At 62.4% G+C, this 495-nt stretch carries 1 protein-coding gene; it reads left to right on the top strand.

Annotated elements, in window-relative coordinates; translation table 11 throughout:
* A partial coding sequence (locus NE609_RS17335; protein ID WP_256153242.1) for a response regulator transcription factor occupies positions 1-495 on the top strand: 495 nt, incomplete at both ends.

Below are 495 nucleotides of genomic sequence, written 5' to 3'. Positions count from 1 at the left end.
ATGATGGGGAAAAGGCGCTGGCGCTTCTGGGCGTGGAGCGCTACGATCTGGTACTTCTTGATCTGAACCTGCCGAAAAAGGACGGCATGACGGTGCTGCGCACCCTGCGGCAGACTGACCGGGAGACGCGGGTGCTGATCCTCTCCGCCCGCAGTGAGGTGGAGGACAAGGTCGAGGGGCTGGACGCCGGGGCAAACGACTATCTGGCAAAGCCCTTTCATCTTGCCGAGCTGGAGGCCCGCATCCGCAGCCTGACCTTGCGGCAGTTCACCCAGCAGGACGTGCTGCTGAGCTGCGGAGACCTGAGCTTCGACACCCGCTCCCGCACCGCCGCCGTCAGCGGACAGGCGCTGACGCTGACCCGCAAGGAGGCGGGAATCCTGGAATATTTAATGGTGCATCAGGGGCGGCCCGTGAGTCAGGAGGAGCTGATAGATCATGTTTGGGACAACAGCGTGGACAGCTTCAGCAATTCCATTCGCGTCCACATCTCCG

The organism is Anaerotruncus sp. DFI.9.16 (assembly GCF_024461615.1).
Classification (GTDB): domain Bacteria; phylum Bacillota; class Clostridia; order Oscillospirales; family Ruminococcaceae; genus Anaerotruncus; species Anaerotruncus massiliensis.
Note: the sequence above shows the minus strand (reverse complement) of the source record. Positions and strands in the feature narration are given on the sequence as shown.